General features: G+C 65.3%; 22 protein-coding genes and 4 tRNA genes. 16 read left to right on the top strand and 10 right to left on the bottom strand.

What is annotated here, in order from left to right; all coding sequences use genetic code 11:
* Positions 1-307: 307 nt before the first annotated feature.
* The gene (locus VNF71_04480) at positions 308-520 is read right to left on the bottom strand and encodes a hypothetical protein (protein ID HVA73802.1); all 213 of its coding nucleotides are present in this window, start codon (positions 518-520) and stop codon (positions 308-310) included.
* A 151-nt stretch (positions 521-671) separates the two neighbouring features.
* On the opposite strand from VNF71_04480, the gene VNF71_04485 reads away from it, so the two are divergent.
* A complete protein-coding gene (locus VNF71_04485; protein ID HVA73803.1) occupies positions 672-920 on the top strand; it encodes a type II toxin-antitoxin system Phd/YefM family antitoxin in 249 nt (82 codons plus the stop codon).
* Positions 917-1174, top strand: a complete 258-nt coding sequence (locus VNF71_04490) for a type II toxin-antitoxin system RelE/ParE family toxin (GenBank protein HVA73804.1) — start codon at positions 917-919, stop codon at positions 1172-1174. The genes VNF71_04485 and VNF71_04490 overlap by 4 nt, the downstream gene beginning before the upstream one ends.
* A 282-nt stretch (positions 1175-1456) precedes the next feature.
* On the opposite strand, the gene VNF71_04495 is transcribed toward VNF71_04490, so the two are convergent.
* The 3 genes from VNF71_04495 to VNF71_04505 form a co-directional block, all read right to left on the bottom strand.
* Complete coding sequence (locus VNF71_04495; GenBank protein HVA73805.1) at positions 1457-1825, bottom strand: Fic family protein; 369 nt, start codon at positions 1823-1825, stop codon at positions 1457-1459.
* Positions 1822-1947 carry a hypothetical protein gene (locus VNF71_04500; GenBank protein ID HVA73806.1) on the bottom strand — a complete coding sequence of 42 codons (126 nt, stop codon included), beginning with the start codon at positions 1945-1947 and terminating at the stop codon, positions 1822-1824. The genes VNF71_04495 and VNF71_04500 overlap by 4 nt, the downstream gene beginning before the upstream one ends.
* A gap of 294 nt (positions 1948-2241) precedes the next feature.
* Positions 2242-3291, bottom strand: coding sequence for an IS110 family transposase (locus VNF71_04505; GenBank protein HVA73807.1), 1050 nt, complete (start codon positions 3289-3291; stop codon positions 2242-2244).
* A gap of 705 nt (positions 3292-3996) precedes the next feature.
* On the opposite strand from VNF71_04505, the gene VNF71_04510 reads away from it, so the two are divergent.
* The gene (locus VNF71_04510) at positions 3997-4266 is read left to right on the top strand and encodes a hypothetical protein (GenBank protein HVA73808.1); all 270 of its coding nucleotides are present in this window, start codon (positions 3997-3999) and stop codon (positions 4264-4266) included.
* A gap of 81 nt (positions 4267-4347) precedes the next feature.
* On the opposite strand, the gene VNF71_04515 is transcribed toward VNF71_04510, so the two are convergent.
* A complete protein-coding gene (locus VNF71_04515) occupies positions 4348-4881 on the bottom strand; it encodes a hypothetical protein (GenBank protein HVA73809.1) in 534 nt (177 codons plus the stop codon).
* A 227-nt stretch (positions 4882-5108) separates the two neighbouring features.
* Between VNF71_04515 and VNF71_04520 the strand changes: the two genes are divergently transcribed.
* The 4 genes from VNF71_04520 (at position 5109) to VNF71_04535 (ending at position 7647) form a co-directional block, all read left to right on the top strand.
* Positions 5109-5180, top strand: a tRNA-Glu gene (locus tag VNF71_04520).
* Positions 5181-5569: 389 nt separating this feature from the next.
* Positions 5570-5965, top strand: a complete 396-nt coding sequence (locus tag VNF71_04525; protein ID HVA73810.1) for a VOC family protein — start codon at positions 5570-5572, stop codon at positions 5963-5965.
* A 261-nt stretch (positions 5966-6226) separates the two neighbouring features.
* Complete coding sequence (locus VNF71_04530; GenBank protein ID HVA73811.1) at positions 6227-6787, top strand: helix-turn-helix domain-containing protein; 561 nt, start codon at positions 6227-6229, stop codon at positions 6785-6787.
* Positions 6784-7647 (top strand): S41 family peptidase, encoded by an 864-nt coding sequence (locus tag VNF71_04535; protein ID HVA73812.1) that lies wholly within the window; start codon positions 6784-6786, stop codon positions 7645-7647. Before VNF71_04530 ends, VNF71_04535 begins: the two co-directional genes overlap by 4 nt.
* 119 nt (positions 7648-7766) lie before the next feature.
* Here VNF71_04535 and VNF71_04540 read toward each other — a convergent pair whose 3' ends face one another.
* Positions 7767-8306, bottom strand: a complete 540-nt coding sequence (locus VNF71_04540; protein ID HVA73813.1) for a hemerythrin domain-containing protein — start codon at positions 8304-8306, stop codon at positions 7767-7769.
* 729 nt (positions 8307-9035) lie between these two features.
* Between VNF71_04540 and VNF71_04545 the strand changes: the two genes are divergently transcribed.
* From VNF71_04545 to VNF71_04555, 3 genes are all read left to right on the top strand, one after another.
* Positions 9036-9109 (top strand) — tRNA-OTHER (locus VNF71_04545).
* Positions 9110-9611: 502 nt separating this feature from the next.
* A complete protein-coding gene (locus VNF71_04550) occupies positions 9612-10571 on the top strand; it encodes a sensor histidine kinase (protein HVA73814.1) in 960 nt (319 codons plus the stop codon).
* Positions 10564-10974, top strand: a complete 411-nt coding sequence (locus VNF71_04555; protein ID HVA73815.1) for a secondary thiamine-phosphate synthase enzyme YjbQ — start codon at positions 10564-10566, stop codon at positions 10972-10974. The genes VNF71_04550 and VNF71_04555 overlap by 8 nt, the downstream gene beginning before the upstream one ends.
* Here the strand turns inward: VNF71_04555 and VNF71_04560 are convergent.
* From VNF71_04560 to VNF71_04570, 3 genes are read right to left on the bottom strand one after another with little or no spacing between them, the layout of a single operon-like run.
* Positions 10955-11851 carry a hypothetical protein gene (locus VNF71_04560; protein ID HVA73816.1) on the bottom strand — a complete coding sequence of 299 codons (897 nt, stop codon included), beginning with the start codon at positions 11849-11851 and terminating at the stop codon, positions 10955-10957. The genes VNF71_04555 and VNF71_04560 overlap by 20 nt on opposite strands.
* A 34-nt stretch (positions 11852-11885) precedes the next feature.
* Entirely contained in the window at positions 11886-12452 is a 567-nt protein-coding gene (locus tag VNF71_04565; GenBank protein ID HVA73817.1) for a heme-binding beta-barrel domain-containing protein, read from the bottom strand.
* Positions 12449-13333, bottom strand: coding sequence for a LysR substrate-binding domain-containing protein (locus VNF71_04570; GenBank protein ID HVA73818.1), 885 nt, complete (start codon positions 13331-13333; stop codon positions 12449-12451). The genes VNF71_04565 and VNF71_04570 overlap by 4 nt, the downstream gene beginning before the upstream one ends.
* Before the next feature lie 110 nt (positions 13334-13443).
* Between VNF71_04570 and VNF71_04575 the strand changes: the two genes are divergently transcribed.
* From VNF71_04575 to VNF71_04600, 6 genes are all read left to right on the top strand, one after another.
* The gene (locus VNF71_04575) at positions 13444-14283 is read left to right on the top strand and encodes a hypothetical protein (protein ID HVA73819.1); all 840 of its coding nucleotides are present in this window, start codon (positions 13444-13446) and stop codon (positions 14281-14283) included.
* On the top strand, positions 14283-16088 hold the full coding sequence (locus VNF71_04580) for a fumarate reductase/succinate dehydrogenase flavoprotein subunit (GenBank protein HVA73820.1): 1806 nt from the start codon (positions 14283-14285) through the stop codon (positions 16086-16088). The genes VNF71_04575 and VNF71_04580 overlap by 1 nt, the downstream gene beginning before the upstream one ends.
* Positions 16085-16837: a succinate dehydrogenase/fumarate reductase iron-sulfur subunit gene (locus VNF71_04585; protein HVA73821.1), complete on the top strand. Its 753-nt coding sequence runs from the start codon at positions 16085-16087 to the stop codon at positions 16835-16837. Before VNF71_04580 ends, VNF71_04585 begins: the two co-directional genes overlap by 4 nt.
* Positions 16838-16918: 81 nt before the next feature.
* Positions 16919-16993, top strand: a tRNA-Asp gene (locus VNF71_04590).
* A 1-nt stretch (position 16994) separates the two neighbouring features.
* A tRNA-Phe gene (locus VNF71_04595) sits at positions 16995-17067 on the top strand.
* 270 nt (positions 17068-17337) lie between these two features.
* A complete protein-coding gene (locus tag VNF71_04600) occupies positions 17338-17589 on the top strand; it encodes a hypothetical protein (GenBank protein ID HVA73822.1) in 252 nt (83 codons plus the stop codon).
* Between the two features lie 159 nt (positions 17590-17748).
* Here the strand turns inward: VNF71_04600 and VNF71_04605 are convergent, their stop codons facing one another.
* Positions 17749-18537: a GntR family transcriptional regulator gene (locus tag VNF71_04605; protein HVA73823.1), complete on the bottom strand. Its 789-nt coding sequence runs from the start codon at positions 18535-18537 to the stop codon at positions 17749-17751.
* Between the last annotated feature and the right edge of the window lie 52 nt (positions 18538-18589).

Below are 18589 nucleotides of genomic sequence, written 5' to 3' on the forward strand. Positions count from 1 at the left end.
AGGTCCTGAACGGCATCCACGAGCACACCGGAAATGCTCGCACAGCCCGTGCCGAACGATCCATACCGAGCGACTCGCAACGCACTCGGCCCCCCGCCAACGGCGCGAGAATCGGCGATCGGCGTCAAAGATCTCCGGCTACCCTGACCATTGTCCGGGCTCCCCGGTGGGCCAGCCGCCATCTCGGCGGAAGTAGCCCCGTTCGACTCGGGGCACCCGGACGACATCCGCCCCTGGCCGCCCAGACAACGACGCAACTGATTACAGCCCGATGGCTATGGGGCGCTCGTAGTCGGCGATCTGGGCCTTAGTCGCGGGACGCCTGAGGTCGAGCTTCCTCGACGATGACGACGAAGGTCTGGCCTCCAACCTCGACGCTGGCGTCGTTGCTTCCTAATCGGGTCACACAGAGGTCCGTGGCGTCTCGAAGGAGAGGACCGTCACCGAGTCCGGCGATGATCTCAGTGATCACATCCTTTTCCGTGATTCCCATGCGCCCATAATGCTCCGACTCGGTCATCCCTGGCAGCTTGTCGTCAAGATGTCGCCGACGCGAGATTCGATCACGAGCAGCTCCCGAGGCTGGCTCACGGAACCGAAAGTTGTACAGATCGTCGGCCCGGGGACGAGAAATATTGTACAACTCTGCTCCGATCTTGTACATTACTGTCATGTCCACGATGAACGTCAGCGAGGCCCGAGAGAAGCTCGCCGAGGCCATTGACGCGGCTCAGTCTGAAGCGGTGGTCCTCGAACGCTACGGCCGGCCGGCCGCAGTGTTGGTGAGCATGGAGCGATACGAACAGCTCCTCGACGCGCTTGAAGAGGCCGAGGACATCACGGCGTTCGATGCGGCGATGGCCGAAGCAGGCGACAACATCCCCTGGGACAAGGTCAAAGCCGACCTCGGCTGGTCGTGAGTCGATATCGGGTCGAAGTCCGCCCAGCCGCGGTGCGAGCACTGCGCAAAATCGACCCGAAGACGCGGCCCCGCATCGAGGGGGCCATTGCCCTATTGGCGGAAGACCCTCGACCTCCAGCATCGCGGCCACTAACCGGCCGAGACGGATACCGAGTCCGAGTCGGTGACTACCGGATCATCTACACGATCCACGATGACGTGCTCCTCATCGTGGTCGTCACACTCGGGCACCGCCGAGACGTGTACCGCTAGCGCAGAACATCGAGCCGCTCTTCACAAGCTCGCCGATCAGACACCCACTTGACAGATGCCGAATCGGCGTTCGGGAACACGTGCTGGAACCCACCCGAGCCCGCGGGCCGCGAGCATAATGTTCGGTGCTCCGTTGCTAGCGCTGACCGAGATTATGCGTCTACCGGAACGGCGCAGCGAGCCGCGGGCGGGCCACGCCGAACGCCGATTCGGCGTCTGTCAAGGCGCAGCGCCATTCTCCTGCAGGAGCGCCGTACGGAATATTCGGCGTCCATGGATAGATCAGCCGTGGCGACGACGCAGAACTTCGACCATCTCCGCTTCTACGTCAACACCGGAGGCGGCTCTCACCAGGAGCGCCGCGAACTCGCGGTCATCGGGCGGCAGCAAAGCGGCACCGTCTTCGCCGTTGCGGTCCAAGATCCACTTGGCGAGCAAGAAACCCGTCCTCTTGTTGCCCTCGCCGAACGCCTGTGCCTTGGCTACCCGATAAGCGACGACCGCCGCCGCGGTGATCGGGTCGTCAATGCTGTCTAGGACCTCGAGAGCCCGTTGCAGCCGGTCGAACTCGTCGGGCTCGTCGAACCATTCATCGTCTTGGCGGGCGAGACGATTGAACGCGACAGCCAGTTCCAGGGTCGGCCGTATCAATGGTCGTGGAGGTAAGCGAGCAGTTCCCGGTAGGTAACTACCTGCTCATCGAGCCAGGCACGCTCCTCCGAGGGCAGGTCCTCAAGGAGCTTCTCGGCCACGATGCGCTCGGCCTGACTCACACCTCCAGGATACCGAATCCTGCCGACACCGGCCTGGGCCCGGAACATTCTGAGTGTCCGAGTATCCCCGGTCCCAAGGACTCGAACCTTCCGAGATCGACACTCCTATGGTTGTCAAGGGGCAGTTTCTGCTGGCGCGGACACGACATGGATGGGCCACTCCGGTGGGGAGGGCAAACTCTTATTAGGTCTCGCTAGCAGAGGGTGTTGCTCGGGGACGGCCGACGGGTCGATCGCAGGTCAGCCAGTGGCGACAGCCGATTCGTGGGTCAGACCGTCCCCGAGAAGGGTGCTTCAGTCGGGCGTCCAGAGGAGGTGGTGGTAGACCTCGCGGGCGACGAAACGCTTCAGGCAGCGGATGATCTCGGGTTTGGTTTTGCCTTCTTTGAGGCGTCGTTCGACGTAGGCCTGGGTGGGTAGGTGGTGGCCCATGCGGCTGAACACGATCCGCCAGAGAGCGTGGTTGGCTTGGCGGTCACCGCCGGGGTTGAGCCGGTATCTGCCGGTGGTCTTGCCCGACCCGGCGGGGATCGGCGCGGCCCCGCAGAGATGCGCCCAGGCTGCCTCGGATCTCAGCCGGTCGGGGTGATCGCCGGCTGCGATGATCAGGATGGCGGCGACGTGCGGTCCGATTCCGTACGTCTCGAGGAGGCTGGGAGCTTGTAGTTCGATCAGCGGAAGCAGGAGCTGATCGAGGTAGTCGATCTGATCAGCCAGGAACTCAGCCCGACGTCCCAGTTCTCGCAAAGCGATGCGGGTGGCGTATCCGACGGTGTCGCCGGGGCGGGGGCGCAGTCCGGCCAGCTCGGCCGGCAGACTGTCGGTGGAGTGACGTTCGAAGCGGGCGCGGAGGTCGTCGGGGCCAGTAACGACAAGGGATCTGGCCTGATTGATCGACCTGGTCCGCTCTCCTCGGGCGGAGCGTTTGGCCACCATCAACGCCCTGATCGCCTCGACCGTGTTGTCCCGGCCTCTCGGCGCCCCTTTGGCCTTGCCTGACAGCGCGGCGCGCGCTGCGCTCTCGGCGTCGAGAGGATCGGACTTGCCTGAGCGGTAGCGGGCCTGGCGATCGGAGCGGTCCACCTCCACCACCTTCACCCCGGCGGCCACCAAATGTCGGGTTAGGCCGGCACCGTAGCTGCCGGTACCTTCCACCCCGACCAGGGCGACAGGTCCGAGGCTTTGCAGCCAGCTGAGGAGCCGGGCGTAGCCGGCCGGGGTGGTCGGGAAGCTCTGGGTGCCGAGCAGTCCGCCGATGTGGTTCAGCGCGGCGGCGACGTGGGCGTCGGCGTGGGTGTCCACACCGCCAGTGACGGTGGCTGTCTCTACGATGGTCAAGGCCATCCCTTTCAAGGTTGAGGGGTGGAACGCACCCGCTGGCCGACCGATCCCTGTGAACCCCGACCTCTAGATCAGGACGGGCGGATCAGAACGGTGTCACCGGTGGATGCCGGGATATCCCTGGGTCCCGGTCGACGGATCGATCACAAGACAGCCAGCCGGCGTCAACCGGTTCGCAGGTCAGACCGAGACCCAGGACTCCCGACCATACGACCCCACCAGCTGACTGATCGGGATGGTGGTCAGGAGCACCCCTTCATTCTCCATGCCGATTCTCGCGCCGTTGGCGGGGGGCCGAGTGCGTTGCGAGTCGCTCGGTATGGATCGTTCGGCACGGGCTGTGCGAGCATTTCCGGTGTGCTCGTGGATGCCGTTCAGGACCTGGCTGACCACTTCCGAACGTATGGCGAACCGGATCTCGCACGCGCCCTCGACGGACTCATCCAGGGGGCGCCCGACGGTCTCCCGCGGCGAGTCCTAGCGATGTTCACTCACGGGATGGGCGGGCTGCTGGACCGTCCGCTTTATTCGGGCGGACGGGTGAATGCTGAAGCGACCCAACGCCGGGACGACTTGGCTCATGTGATGTACGAAGCCGCGAAGGCCGAACTTCGATAGAGCGCCTATCGCCGAGTACGAGCGCCCTCACCCCTCTGTTCAGTACCCTCTTGCGCCGGTGTTCTGCAGTACCTACGGCGACGGACCATCGTGGCGGACGTGGTGGATGACATGACGACTGGTGACGAGGGCGATGTCGAGACCGACGCTGATAGGGGAAAAGCGTGGTGGTTCTACCTGGGCTACGCGACCATCGCAGCGGCCTTGGGGGTTGGTGCCTACTTGACGGCTGGAACCGTCCGAGTCGTCCTAATTATCCTGGCCGCCCTCTTTGCAGGCATCACGATTTGGTCCGTGTTGTTCATGACCGTGATTGAGTACGTGGCCCACGTGGGCAAGCAAGCACTGGGAAGAGATTGAATCCCTAACGCCGAATCCCGGGCGTATGCACTACCTCTGGCTCCGGTACTCGGCGAGGCGGGATGGTTCATTCTGCATCGGTTAGGTGTCGGAGACCGGGGAACGTTCGGCAGCTCGACGCACCCGCTCGCTCCGGTCCGACGCCAGCCGTTCGCGGAGCGCGTGGTGGGAGGAGTCGCGTGCTAACACCTTGCGGAACTCGGTGGTCGCCCTCGGGTCGCTCACCAGCCGAATCAGCACGTCTTCGTGAACGCCGGACCTTTGCGATAGGGCTACGCCCGCCTCGAACGCCTTGTGGTCGTCTCGGACGTGAAGCCTCGGCAGGATGAGCTCGGGCGCGGAGTTGAGTTCCTCCGGGGGCATCGAGGGGTTCCGGATGAGAGCGATCAGGCGGGCGCTGTCATTCCAGGTACGGAGTTCCCGCGGCATCAGCGCCACCAGCACATCAGGGGGAGTTAGCGGGTGTCCTGCAACTTGGACCACTACGAAGTCATAGGGGCACTGGGCCAACGCTCGAAGATGTTCCGGAGTAACCCCTTCCGAGGCTACGAAGTCGAGGTAGTCCTTCGGAGAGTGGAACGTCGGAAGGTCCGCCACGACGCCCGATTCTTTCATCTGCGCTCGCCGTCATGCCGAGTGGGGCCAGCGGGGACCCGCTCCGAACGACGGCTCGGGTCGCAGCCGTAAGCGACCTGGACGAGACAGAACGAGCGACCAGAACGCTCGCAACGTCGGCGTGCGCGATCCGTGCGCGATCCGTGCGCGAACGGGCCGGAATTTGGCGACACCCGCCGGCACCCCCCGAACGCGAAAGTGCTGGTCAGGGGCCTAATTGCCCGGGAACACCTGTTCGGAAAGCTCGTCTGGGCCGCCCTTTCAAGGCGGCAGCACGGGTTCGAATCCCGTTGGGGGTGCTGGGTTTTTCCGTTCGCGACGTCATTCGCGACCTGAACGTGACCTAACTCTGCAGGCGTGACTTCGCGTCCTCTGATCTGCACGACTGCCGCCGCCTTGTCTGCCCAAACTGGCCATCCCTGTCTTGCCCCCCCGTCGGCAGCCAACCCGAGAGAAATCGAAATGACCCCTTGACTTCCCTAGAAGCATCTTGCGGAGCTGGGTGAGGCCGACGTCAGCGATTCTTGTCCAGTCCCGTCGATCCGCACTCAGAAACGGCAGGAATCGCCAAAGACTCGGTCAGCCCGGAGGTGATGTGTCGCCCTCGACCTTGCACGATTCGGCAGTCTTGTCTGACGGGCGGGAGGCGGGGAGATACGGTGCAACGGTTACGTAGAAGGAGGGGAACATGGCCGATTTCCCAAGCGTCACTCATGTGGCGCTCACTGTCACCGATCTCGAACGCAGTCGACCCTGGTACGAAAAGTTGTTCGGGACCAAGCCGGTGATCGACGAGGACACCGGTCCCTTCCATCACGTCGTGTGGCTTCTCGGGAGCCAAACCCTGGTAGGCATCCATCAGTTCCCTGATCTCCATGGAAGCGAACCCTTTGACGAGCGGCGGCCTGGGCTCGATCATCTCGCCTTCGCCTGCCCCAACCGGTCCGAACTGGAACAGTGGAAGGCAAGGTTGGATGACCTCGGCATCGAAAACGGCGGCATCGTCGATGCGCCATACGGCTCGGGTCTGTCGTTCCGCGATCCTGACAACATCGCACTGGAGTTCTTCGCGCCACCAGGGTGACCGTCCGGGGGCATTCGCGATCCGTGCGAGTACAGCACAACGCCAGGGCAAGGCGAGGCGCTCAAAGGCGGCCGGCGCGGAATCGGCAGTGGGGCATCTGACGGCGTCGTTGGCTACGGCTCGCTAGAAGCGACAACGGCTCCAAGGTGCCGCTCCGGAGGCGGAGCGAGCAGAGGAACGACGTTCGCGCTCATCCACGGACGCCGGATTCGGCTCGCTCCCGGATTGACAAAGGATACTTTGCAAAGATATCTTTGCGTTATGGGAGAGACGATACCGGGCACGGCAAGCGGCGTCGAGGGTGTCCGGGCGTTGGCCCACCCGTTGCGCTTAGAGTTGCTTGATGTATTGCGTTTCGGCGGCCCGTCGACCGCAACGCTGCTTGCAGGTCGTTTGAACGAGTCGAGCGGTGCGACCAGCTATCACCTGCGGCAACTCGCCCGGTACGGCTTCGTCGAGGAAGTCGAGCAAAGCGGCGGGCGTGAGCGCTGGTGGCGTTACCGGGAGCGAAAGGTCTCAGTCCCCGCAGGCGCCGACGACGAGACCGGCGGTCGAGCAGTAGCCGCGGCACTCCTCACCCATGAGGCGCAGGCACTCGACCGGTTCCTGAGCGAACAGCCGCGCTCTGACGACTGGGACGATGCTGCGTTTCTCCAGTCGCGCTCGCTATGCCTCACCTCGAAAGAACTCGACGCTCTGCGTTGTGCGATCGAGAGTCTGCTCGCGCCACTCCGACGTGCCGACGCCGAAGACGCCCCCGTAGACGCGTTACCGGTGAGGGTCTTCGCGTTCGGTTTCCCGGTCACTGTGGCGGGGTCATGAGCACTCCGGACGGATCGGCGGTGCTGGTCAACACGGTGATCGAGCGACTCACTGCGTCGTACATCTTCCCGGACCGCTCAGCTCGCGCCGCCAGCCTGCTACAAGCCCGGCTCGCCGACGGCGCATACGATCTCCCCGCCGGTTCAGTCCTCTGCGAGCGTCTCTCCGCTGACCTCTTCGAAGCGTGCGCCGACAAGCACTTGCGGCTGCTCTGGCACGATTCGGTCGAGTCAAGCCGCGATGAGACCGAACTCGTCGACGCGCTACATGAGACTTTCCGCCGCGAGAACCACGGCATCCACAGCGTCGAGCTACTGCCTGGAAATGTGGGCCTGATCGCCCTCACGATCATCCCACCTGCTGCTACTGGCGCAACGAAGCTTGCGGCCATGATGCAACTGGTACAAGACACCGACGCGCTCATTCTCGACCTGCGAGAAACGCGAGGGGGCGCCCCCGACGGTGGCGCCTTCCTGTCCAGCTTCTTCTTCCCTGACGGCGACGTCCACCTCAGCGACATCATCGAAGGCCCGAACGGTCCACCCCGCCAATACTGGACCTATGCCCACCTACCCGCGCCACGCTACCTCGACCGGGCGACCATCGTCGGCGAGACAACACGCGGCGGCGCGCACCCCTCAGAGGTCGTGTCAATCGCTGAACAGATCGAGCTGCGCCTACCCGTCGCCCGGTCCCACAACCCCATCACCGGCACCAACTGGGAGGCCGTCGGCGTCCAACCGGACCATTACGCGCCGGCGACAACCGCAGTCACCGTCGCCCACCGCCTTGCTCTAGAAGCCAGCGCCAACAACGACGAAACCTCTGAGTCCAGCCGAGCCGCCCGACGCCACCTCTAGCCCCTCGAACTCGCCCGTCGAGCGGGATGATCCCAGTAACGAGAGCCTCACCCACACCCAACCGCTGGGCTGGGGTTGTCGACATTTGCCGCTCGCTGTATCGCCCCACCCAAAAGTTACTAGCGGTTGCGGACCGACCGATCCCGGGTCCGATCCCACCACGATGCGATCCGGGTGGTCAGACGATATAAGGGCCCGAGGGCCAGAAGGTGGGGGTGGGGATGGGAGACGATCACCGACTCGGCGGCGTGCATCTTGGCTCCCAGTTCGTCGAGTTGGGCCTGATCGAGCGCGTCGCGCAACGCTGGTAGGAGTTCGCTCTCGCAGCGCGCCAAGTGCTCCTCGAATACGTCGAGCAGCTTGGTGACCAGCTCGGGCATGTCGGGCGAGTTGATCTTCCTCCGCTCCGTGAGGACCACGAGATGCTCCATGGAGCGGTACTCGTATCGAAGTAGATCAGCTAGGTGCGTACCGCCGAGTCGGCGTCGCTTCACGAGCGGGTAGACGAAGCTTCGCTCGACGGCCACGTGCGCGGACATCAACTTCACAAACTCCAGCCACGCCGCCCGTCGGTCGGCGTCGGGGTCGCGGACCTGCGCGAAGTGCTCTTGGAGGTTCCGGTGCTCCCGGACCAACACGTCGAGCGCGCTCTCGCTCACACGCGACAAGGTAGAGCGTCCAACGGTCACACCCTGTGGGCGGGCGGTGACCGACGATGCGAGCCGACTCGGCGACCTTGAGCACGCAGCGGCATGCAATCCCAACGACACGGGGCCGCGGGAGTCGGGCCCGTGCTGTGGGCGCCACAAGCTAGGAGCGTCTACCTTGCCAGGCTTCCAGACGCGATCGAATCCCCCTCCGAGGCGAAGTCTGGGATTTGCGACCGTCCTCAGAACGAGGGCCGCTGAGCCCTACGGGGGCCACAGCAGCGGCCTTGACTGAAGTCGGGTCCGCCGACAAGTGTTCCCAAACAATGGTCCATCCTGCGCCGTTCATCCGGAAGTCCTCTGTGTGAGTTGCACAGAGAGGGAGGGGTCCGGGAAGGGAATCTCGGATTACGGATGCCGCTGCGCGGCGGTCGCAGTCGTCAACGCGACACTTGCCGGACGGGTTCATACCCCATCCTTCCTCGTTCGCTCGAAGGCCGGCTCCCGATCTGGGAAACCCCGGTACGAACTTGTTGGCCCCCAGCGTAGGCGGCTTCGTGCGGCCACGCGGCGGCTGGGTGCAGAGACGAACCGGTTGACGCCGGCCCGGAAGGCAAGCAGCCGACGCGGCACCTGCAGCCCTCCATCCCCCTGAAGACCAGAGCCGAGTACGACCTGCTCCCCTCCGCGGTACGGACGCAACCTCTGCCGTCAGCGCTCCACCAGGCTTTTTGGAGTTGCATCCCTGGTATTCGAAGCTGCTCAGTCGCCCTTTCAAGGCGGCAGCACGGGCTCGAATCCCGTTGGGGGTGCCAGCCCGCGGGACGTCAGCCATGCCTTCGCTCGTCTCGGTGAGGCCTGCGCGAGCCATGCGTCTTGAACCACCTCAGCCAGCTCGTCGCGGGTCATCTCGCCGAGCCTGCTGGCCCTCACCAGAACAGACGGATGACCGCTGAAGTGAGGGGTTGTGAAGAACGGTGACGACGGATCCTGGATGAGCGCCTCCTTGTCGGCCTCCGAGGCGACCCAGAAGATGATCACATCCTGGTAGCGCTCGCCGGTGTCGGGGTCGACGGCGTCGGGGCGTGGATTGCGGAAGTAGACAAACGACTTCCCCCCCACCTGGTACACCGGGCTCTCTGTCCGGCCGTGGTGGACGACGGTGACGTGGGGCATGCCCAGAGCGAGCTCGTGGACGTCGTCCACCCCTGCCATCTTGGGTCGTTTTGGCACCGCGAGAAGGCTAGGTCCCGGCGGGGCATAGACTTCGCGGGTCATTCAGGGACTCAGATCTGAAATCGGGTAAGGAATCTTGGAGTGACTGTCGCGTCCCCCCCGCGCAGATTTGACCACGACGCCTTCGTCCACGACACCGACGAGGGATATGTCGCGGCCCTGGTGCCTCTGCTCCACGGCGCACTCGAGAGCGGAGAGGTCGCCGTCGCCGTGGTGTCGTCGCCCAAGGCGTCACTTCTTGCGAAGGCGCTCGGCCACCACGCCGCCCGCGTGGAGTTCGTGAGCGCCGAAAGCTGGTACATGCACCCGGTCGGGACCATCTCCGCCTACGAGGCTCGCCTGAGGGAGACGCCCGCAGGGAGACGGACGGTCCTGATCGGCGAGGTTCAGTTCGGCGACCATCCTGGGGACTGGACGTCGTGGACCCGCTACGAGGCGCTGCTCAACACAGCTCTGTCGACCTACGACGCGAACGTCGTCTGCCCTTACGACCGCAGGAAGTTGCCCCCCGGGGTCGTCGAGGACGCCCTACGAACCCATCCCTTCGTGGTCGACGGTGCCGGCCGCCACGCCAGCTACGCCTACAGCGAACCAGACCTGATCCTCTCGTCGTTGCCCGCCACCGTGGAGGTCCCCGAGCGCGCGCCGGACTTCGAGATGCCCCTCTCCCGTTCCCTGCGCGATGCGAGACGGCTGTTCTCGGCCGTCACGGTGTCCGCCGGATTCGATCCTGACCGCACCGAAGAGTTGACGCTGGCCGTCAACGAGATCGCCACCAACGCACTCACACATGGCCGGGGCCCCGGCCTGATGCAGTTGTGGGCGGACCCTACCGGGCTCACTTGCGTCGTCAGCGACCACGGAGCTGGTGCGGAGCCGCAGGTCGGCTTCCAGCCACCCCCTCTGGGTTCGACGTCCGGCTATGGCCTGTGGCTGAGCCGCAGGATCTTCGACCGCGTCGATACCGTCGTCGAAGATGACGGTTTCCGGGTTGCTCTTTTCGCCTCTCCGACGGGGCAGTCGGCTCGAGAGCGTGCGTAGCGAGACGGTAGGTATCACGACCGGCTCCAAGCCGGGAGTCTTCGAGATCACCGCCGACTGTGAGCGCTTCTTGTCATCGGCCGGTGCGGACGATGGCATGCTCAACGTGTTCGTGCCGCACGCGACCGCCGGGTTGGCCCTGATCGAGACCGGTGCCGGCAGTGATGGCGACCTCCTCGAGCTGCTCGACACCCTCTTGCCGGCCGACGAGCGGTGGCGTCACCGCCACGGCTCGCCGGGCCACGGAAGGGACCACGTCCTGCCCGCTCTCGTCGCCCCGTCGATCACGATCCCGGTGCTCGCCGGTCGGATGCAACTGGGCACATGGCAATCCGTCTGCCTCGTGGACACCAACCCCGACAATCACAGTCGCACGGTTCGGTTCAGCTTCCTGCAAGGGTGACTTCGAGTCCCCGCTCACACGGGCGCAGGGGTAAAACGCGCCAACGGCCTGTCTTATCGACCTCTTCCTCGAACGACAGCCGCTCCGGCAGAGAAGCGTGCAGGACCGCAACCGACCCACCCTCTCCGCCGGCGCCGTTCACCTTCCAACCGATAGCTCCTGCGGACCGGGCCAGATCGATCACTCCGCCGGCCGCCGCCCCAACTGTCTGGGAGTGCAATTCCCGCTGGGCTCGCGTGTTGTCCCTCATCGCTGACGCGAGCGCGTCGAGATCCCGGTTCAAAACGGCCTCGCGCGCCGCTTCGGCCGCGTCTCGTAACCGGTCGAGCGCGGCCCTGTCGCCGGAGGCGATCACCTCACGGTGAACCGCAGACGAAACGTGGGGCGCACCGAGGAACACCGTGCTCAACAAGTCGCTCAACTCCGGCCAGCCCGGCAACGGCTCGACGTCCGCGTCGGGATAGCGCTCGACTGTGATGTAGCTGATCCCGCCGAACGCGGCGGACAGCTGGTCCTGCACTCCGCACTCATCGCCGAGCACCTCGGACTCCAGCCGGTGGGCCGCCCGCGCGACCAGCTCAGGGGCCGGTTCGTCGCCTCGCAGCGTGAGGAGCGCCCCGATCAACGCGACCGCAACCGCTGACGACGTTCCGAGGGCGCTGCCGGCAGGGGCCCCGGAGGACACGAGAACGTCAAGAGCGACCCCGGCCGGGTACTCGTTCAGCGCGGCCTCGATGAGCCGGTTACCAGCACGGCCCGTTGATGCACCGGCCCGTGTCAGCGCCACCTCGATGCCCGGCGACACCGCGACGTTGAGGACACGCCCGGGGCCGCCGAACCAGGTGTCGGTCCACCCGCCGATGTCACAGGTGCGCACGGGAGCCGACGCGCGCGCGAGGGGTGGGGCGGGGCTACTCGTCGGCAACCTTGCGGAGGGTGTTGCGGTCGGTGTGGTGCATCTCGTCGCCACCGAGCATCTCGAGCCTCACGACGGTGTCCGACTCGTACTTCCAGGTTCCGTCGTCGAGGACAGTCACCGTGCATTCGTAATGGCGGGTGCTTGCACGGGAGGCGAGGTAGACGTTCTCGAGGATGCCGTAGGTCGCCACGCCCGGATCTGCTTGAAGGGTGAAAGACTTCGCGTCCGCTTCGCACGCCGCTCCTGCGATGAGGACCGCACCGCGCGGAACCATGAAACAGCGCATCACCTGCCCGTCGGCAGCGTCCCACAGCCAGTAGCCGACCTCCGTGTGGAACGGGTTCTGGTCCTCCTCGCCGTGGCGCCACGCCGCCATGCGGTAATCGAGGCCGTAGAGGCTCTGCTTGCCGTTGTCGACCGGACCGAACGGCTTCAACTGAACCTTCTCGAGGTATCGCGTCTCGCCGATCGAGCCATTGACGTTGTGGTAGGAAACATCGAGCCCGTCGGTGCCTTCCCAGGTTCCGGCGAGCGCTGCAAGAGGGCCCCATTCGTTCATGCCGCCAAACGTAGATGCTCCCGCAGCGCGTCGACGAAAGCATGTGCAGCCGGCGAGAAAGGCCGGTCCCGCCTGGACGCGAGTCCGATGGTCCGCCGGAGCGCCGCGTTTCTGAACCTGACGGCGACCAGTGGACCGGTTCCGCCGACGACCGATTCGGGCACCACGGCAGCCCCCACCCCGGCCGCGGCGAGCGCCAGCGCACCGTCCATCTCCAAGCCCTGCATCACCAGCGTCGGGGCGAACCCGGCTAGGCGGCAGGCCTCGAGGGTCGCCTCCCGCAGGTCGTAACCGTCTTTGAACATGACGAGGGGGATCTGCTCGAGGTCGGCCACCCGAACGCTGCGCCGCTGTGCCAACACATGGCCCTGGTGCACGGCGAGCACCAGCTCCTCTTGCTTCAGCTCGGTCGTCTCCACCCAGGGCCGGTCGACCGGGAGGATGACCACTGCCAGGTCCATCTCACCTTTTTCCAGACGATCGACGAGATCCTGCGATCCTGCTTCGTGCAGCGTCAGGTCCAGCCCCGGGTGGGTCGCATGAAAGGCCGCAAGCACCGGTGGGAGCAGGTTGGTCGTGAGGCTCGGCGTCGATCCGAGCGCCAGGCGACCTCGCCGCAGGCCGAGGAGGTCGCGCACGGCGGCGGTGCCCGCCTCGCAGTCGGCCAGGACCTGGCGCGCCCACGGCAGGAAGACCTCGCCTGCTCCGGTGAGGGTCACCTCGGTGCGCTCCCTGTGGAACAGGGCGGCGCCCAGCTCCTGCTCCAGCGCGGCGATAGCGCTGCTGACCGAGGGCTGCGCAACGTGCAACCGGGTGGCGGCCCGGGTGAAGCGTCGCTCCTCGGCCACGCACACCATGTAGCGCAGCTGGTTCAGTTGCACCCCCTAGTTATAGCTGACGCCTATAGCTGGCAGAGGAAACGGGTCCTTTACCTGTAGCCGCCCTGGCCTTACCGTAACTCTGTTCTACCGGCACACAACGAGAGGAACCGATGGCAGCTCCCGTAGCGCCCCCACCGGCTTCGCCCACCCCGCTCAAGGCCCGAGCCGCGATCGCCGCTCGGACGCTGCGCACGGACCGCTGGTGGGTCTCCCCACTCATGTCGGGAGCGGTGCTCTTCTCCTTCATCGTGTACGCGACCTGGGCGGCACTGCAGAACTCCGACTACTTTTCCCGGCCCTACATATCGCCGCTGTACTCGCCGTGCATCGCCAGCCTGTGCAACCATGCCAGGTCTGGCGCACAGCACAACATCCACGTGCCCAACGTCGGCATCGTCGGAACGTGGTGGCCGTACTCGGCGGCGATCCTCATCCTCGCCTTCCCCGGCCTGTTCAGGGCCACGTGCTACTACTACCGAAAGGCGTACTACCGGTCGTTCCTGCTGTCGCCGCCGGGCTGTGCCGTCGCCGAGCCGCGCAAGAAGTACACCGGCGAGAGTCGTTTCCCGCTGATCCTGCAGAACGTCCACCGGTACTTCTTCTACATCGCGGTCCTTTTCGCAGCGATCAACGCCTACGACGCAGTAGTGGCGTTCCGGGACACACACGACCGGTGGGGGCACATGGGCTTCGGCACCGTCGTGCTCGTCGCCAACGCGGTGATGCTCACCCTCTACACAGTGTCGTGCCACTCCTGCCGGCACATTATCGGCGGCCGGTTGAAGCACTTCTCGAGGCACCCGCTCCGCTTCCGCATGTGGGGTTGGGTGTCCGCGCTCAATCGCAGGCACATGGAACTGGCATGGATAAGCCTCGTCGTCGTCGCCCTGGCGGACGTTTACGTACGCCTGGTCGCCAGCGGCACCATCACCGATCCGAGGTTTTTCTGATGAACGAGATCGAACGCCACTCCTACGACGTCGTCGTCATAGGCGCCGGCGGCTCCGGCCTGAGAGCGGCTATCGCGGCGCACGACGCCGGAGCCAAGACGGCCGTCATCTGCAAGAGCCTGCTCGGCAAGGCACACACCGTGATGGCCGAAGGCGGGATCGCCGCGGCCATGGGCAACCTCTACCCGGAGGACAACTGGCAGGTCCACTTCCGGGACACCATGCGCGGCGGGAAGCTTCTCAACCACTGGCGCATGGCGGAGCTGCACGCAAAGGAGGCACCCGAGCGGGTCTGGGAGCTCGAGCAGTGGGGGGCGCTGTTCGACCGCACACCGGACGGGTTGATCAGCCAGCGCGACTTCGGAGGCCACCGCTACGCCCGCCTCGCCCACGTCGGCGACCGCACGGGGCTCGAGATGATCCGGACCCTCCAGCAGCGGACCGTTTCGCTCGGGGTAGACGTGTTCATGGAGTGCACGGTCACCCACCTGCTCAAAGAAGGTGACCGGATGTCGGGAGCGTTCGGGTACTGGAGGGAGTCCGGCCGCTTCGTGCTGTTCGAGGCGCCTGCGGTCGTCCTTGCGACAGGCGGCATCGGAAAGTCCTGGAAGGTCACCTCCAACTCGTGGGAGTACACCGGCGACGGCCACGCCCTGGCGCTGCGTGCGGGGGCCGGCCTGATCAACATGGAGTTCGTCCAGTTCCACCCGACCGGCATGGTGTGGCCGCCGTCGGTGCGGGGGATCCTGGTCACCGAATCGGTCCGCGGCGACGGGGGCATCCTGCGCAACTCCGAGGGCCGGCGCTTCATGTTCGACTACATCCCCGAGTTCTTCAAGGCGGAGACCGCTGACACCGAGGAGGAAGCGGACCGCTGGTACACCGACAAGCGCAACAACCGCCGCCCGCCGGAGCTGCTGCCTCGTGACGAGGTCGCCCGCGCTATCAACACGGAGATCAAGGCCGGCCGCGGTTCACCCCACGGAGGGGTCTTCCTCGACATCGCCAGCCGGCGTAGCCCCGAGTACATCAAGAAGCGGCTCCCCTCGATGTACCACCAGTTCATGGAGCTCGCCGAGGTGGACATCACCAAGGAGCCGATGGAGATCGGCCCCACCTGCCACTACGTGATGGGCGGCGTCGAGGTCGACCCGGACAGCGCGATGTCCAAGGTGCCGGGTCTGTTCGCCGCGGGAGAGGTCGCCGGCGGCATGCACGGGGCCAACCGGCTCGGGGGCAACTCGCTGGGCGACCTCCTGGTCTTCGGCAAGCGCGCCGGCGAGTACGCTGCCGACTACGTCCGTGAGCTGTCGGGGAGTCGCCCGCTGGTATCGGACTCCGACGTGGACGTCGCTGCAGCGGCGGCGCTCGCTCCATTCGGAAGCGAAGGCGGCGAGAACCCCTACACGGTCCACCAGGCGCTCCAAGGGGTCATGCAGGACCTCGTCGGCATCATCCGCAACGAGCAGGAGCTCACCTCCGCGCTCGAAAGGATCCGTTCGCTGGAGGAACGGGTGAGTTCCGTCAGCGTCGAGGGCCACCGCCAGTACAACCCGGGATGGCATCTCGCTATCGACCTTCACAACATGTTGCTGGTCTCGGAGTCGGTCGCGCGAGCGGCGCTCGAGCGCAAGGAGAGCCGTGGCGGCCATACCCGCGACGACTACCCCATGACCGACTACGACTTCTGGGGCAAGCTCAACCTCATCGTCGAGCTGGATGGTAGCGGCCGCCCGGCCGTGAAGCAGCAACCCCTTCCCGTTCCCCCGCCAGAGCTGGCGGCTCTCTTGGAGGACGAGCATTGACCTACGACCTGAAGATGCGTATCTGGAGAGGGGACCCCGCCGGAGGCGAGTTGGTCGACTACACGGTTCCCGTCGACGACGGGGAGGTCGTCCTCGACGCCGTGCATCACGTGCAGGCGATACACGCCGGCGACCTGTCCGTCCGCTGGAACTGCAAGGCGGGCAAGTGTGGCTCGTGCTCCGCCGAGATCAACGGTCGCCCCCGGCTCATGTGCATGACGCGGTTGTCGACCTTCGATCCTGACGAGACCATCACGATCACCCCCATGCGTGCGTTCCCGGTGATCCGTGACCTCGTGACCGACGTGAGCTTCAACTACGTGAAGGCCGCGCAGGTACCCGCCTTCACGCCGAAGGAGGACCAGCCGCAAGCACCTTTCCGGATGCAGCAGGTCGATGTCGAGCGGTCGCAGGAGTTCCGCAAGTGCATCGAGTGCTTCTTGTGCCAGAACGTCTGCCACGTGATCCGCGACCACGAGGAAAACAAGGAGGCCTTCTCCGGCCCCCGCTTCTTCCTCCGATACGCCGAACTGGACATGCACCCCAACGACGCCCTCGACCGGCGTGCCCTCGCGCAGGACGGGCGGGGCCTCGGGATGTGCAACATCACCAAGTGCTGCACCGAGGTCTGCCCGGAGCACATCAAGATCACGGACAATGCCATCATCCCGATGAAGGAGCGGGTCGCCGACATCAAGTACGACCCGATCCGGTTCCTGGGAAGGCGCAACAAGGCCCGCAAGGAGTAGGACGCCCTCCGCAGGCTTCCGGCCCCGTTGCTAGGATGCTCCCTCGCCCCTTGCGGCGACGCCGGAAACCCGGCGAAGCAAGGTCCTGTGGTGCAGTTTGGAGTGCACGCCGGCCTGTCAAGCCGGAGGCCGCGGGTTCAAATCCCGTCAGGACCGCGGTCGGATAGCTCAGCTGGTAGAGCGCGCGCCTGAAAAGCGCGAGGTCCGCGGATCGACACCGCGTCCGACCACTCGAAAAGGCCCTTCTCAGGGGCCTTTTCTCGCGTCGAAGGGGCCATGCTTGCTCCTTCCCTGGATCTGGTAGCGATTGCGGCGACCGTCTTACTCCTTGACTACATATCCCGCATCGGTCAGGTCAGCGACGATCCCGCACCACTACATTTGAGGTTCAATACTAGAAATGACTTGCTAGTTTTATCGAACAGGTGTACGGTGACTGGTGAGGCCCGCCGGGCCACCAAGACCAGGAAGAGAGTTCCACCATGGGTATCGTCACCAGCATGTTGCTGATAGCCGTCGGCGCGATCATGCGCTTCGCGGTGACCGTGCAAGGACACGGGTTCAACGTCCATACCACCGGTATCGTGCTGATGATCGTCGGTGCCGTCGGAGCGGTGCTCTCGATCGCGTTCTGGGCGAGTTGGGGCGGCTTCGGCCACTACGGACATCGCGGGACGCTCGTCGCGAGTCAACGCACCGCCATGGCCGGACCGGCCGCACCTATTCAACCGACCGAGACAGAAGTCCGGTAATCACAGGGTCCCCGCGCCGCCCAAACGGCCGCGGGGACCCGAACGTGCCAGCACCCAAGGCGTGCCGACTCAGGGGGATCGGCTGAAACCCTCCGCACCCCGCCTGAAAGGCGCGAGGTCGCGGATCGACACCGCGTCCGACCACCAAAGAAGTCCCTGTTAAAGGGGTACTTCGGTAGCCACGGGGAACGCAATGCCGGACTGGTACGGCTCGAAGGCCGCGTCGACCCGAGTAGCGGACCAGCGGGTGACGAAGGAGAACCGGTCGGTGCGTACCACGCCGTGGCGCCATTCGACCGGTACGGAGCTCGAATAGGCGAGGCGCTCGATGCCCAGGGCGGGGGTGCGGGCGCCAACGCCGAGTAGCTGACGCTGCTCGGCGTTGGGCAGGACAGGATGGAATCGCTCCCATCCCGAGTCGATGCGGACCCGACAGCGCTCCTGCAGCTCGCGGTAGAGGGCGGTGTGCCCGAAATCGACTTGCAACAGGGGACGGGCCAGCCGGGCCGGCATCCAAGAGCAGTCCAAGACGATTGGCTGCTCGTCGGCGAGTCGGAGCCGTTCCAGATATATAAGGGGGTCGTCGGGGTCGCAGCCGAGCACGTTCGCGGCTTGTTCGTCTCGGCGTTCCTCCAGATGCCGCACGATGCTCCGCTGCACGAAGCCCTGTTCTTCCACTGAGCGGAAAAGGCTGTAAAGGGTACCAAGGGGTTGCTCGATGACCGGCTGGCGTACGAACGTTCCCCGCCCCCGGCCCCGTTCGACGACACCTTCGCTGTGCAGGTGGCGGACCGCCTCGCGCACGGTGTGCCGACTGACCGCGTAGTGCGCGGCGAGCTCGTTGTCCCCCGGGAAGCGGGGGGCGAACTCCCCCTCCGCGAGGCGCCGGCGAAGATCGTCCAGGACCTGGGCCCACAGAGGCATCGGGCTAGCGCGGTCGAGAGCCACCTTTCAAGTATGCGGCCGGTTCTCGTTTCGCATCTACGTCGAGACGATGGGT

This window comes from Acidimicrobiales bacterium (assembly GCA_035533095.1).
Lineage (GTDB): Bacteria > Actinomycetota > Acidimicrobiia > Acidimicrobiales > Palsa-688 > DATLUM01.

Coding starts and splice junctions, on each gene's coding strand:
- VNF71_04480 (HVA73802.1), bottom strand. CDS start 520: ATGACCGAGTCGGAGCATTATGGGCGCATGGGAATCACGGAAAAGGAT.
- VNF71_04485 (HVA73803.1), top strand. CDS start 672: ATGTCCACGATGAACGTCAGCGAGGCCCGAGAGAAGCTCGCCGAGGCC.
- VNF71_04505 (HVA73807.1), bottom strand. CDS start 3,291: ATGGCCTTGACCATCGTAGAGACAGCCACCGTCACTGGCGGTGTGGAC.
- VNF71_04515 (HVA73809.1), bottom strand. CDS start 4,881: ATGAAAGAATCGGGCGTCGTGGCGGACCTTCCGACGTTCCACTCTCCG.
- VNF71_04525 (HVA73810.1), top strand. CDS start 5,570: ATGGCCGATTTCCCAAGCGTCACTCATGTGGCGCTCACTGTCACCGAT.
- VNF71_04530 (HVA73811.1), top strand. CDS start 6,227: ATGGGAGAGACGATACCGGGCACGGCAAGCGGCGTCGAGGGTGTCCGG.
- VNF71_04535 (HVA73812.1), top strand. CDS start 6,784: ATGAGCACTCCGGACGGATCGGCGGTGCTGGTCAACACGGTGATCGAG.
- VNF71_04565 (HVA73817.1), bottom strand. CDS start 12,452: ATGAACGAATGGGGCCCTCTTGCAGCGCTCGCCGGAACCTGGGAAGGC.
- VNF71_04575 (HVA73819.1), top strand. CDS start 13,444: ATGGCAGCTCCCGTAGCGCCCCCACCGGCTTCGCCCACCCCGCTCAAG.
- VNF71_04580 (HVA73820.1), top strand. CDS start 14,283: ATGAACGAGATCGAACGCCACTCCTACGACGTCGTCGTCATAGGCGCC.
- VNF71_04600 (HVA73822.1), top strand. CDS start 17,338: ATGTTGCTGATAGCCGTCGGCGCGATCATGCGCTTCGCGGTGACCGTG.